The organism is Streptomyces sp. P17, assembly GCF_032436805.1.
Lineage (GTDB): Bacteria > Actinomycetota > Actinomycetes > Streptomycetales > Streptomycetaceae > Streptomyces.
In genome coordinates this window covers 1-244 of record NZ_JAVRBF010001344.1, presented here as the reverse complement: position 1 = coordinate 244, position 244 = coordinate 1, and the positions used below count along the sequence as shown (strand labels likewise).

1 protein-coding gene is annotated in these 244 nt (G+C 52.9%); it reads right to left on the bottom strand.

Translation table 11 applies throughout. From position 1 onward, the window contains the following. On the bottom strand, positions 1 to 244 hold a 244-nt coding region (locus RMT89_RS44915), incomplete at both ends, for a hypothetical protein (RefSeq protein ID WP_315889513.1).

Genomic DNA, 244 nt, shown 5'->3' with positions numbered 1-244 from the left:
GGGGTCACCTTGTTGGTAATCCCGCAGGTTTTTGACTAAAGGCAACGGTTCGCCGTAACGCTGACGAGGACGCTGTTCTTGTAATTGGGTCACCAACTTTTGGACCCCGGGAACTTTTGCAGGCAAGACCACCAACTTAAGGGAAAGAACAGCCTGCCGCCGCTTTTGGAAAAAGCCAAACAGGTCACCTCCCGTAAGTACTACAGGAAATTGCCGATAGACCCCTCTTGGCAACGGCGCCAAC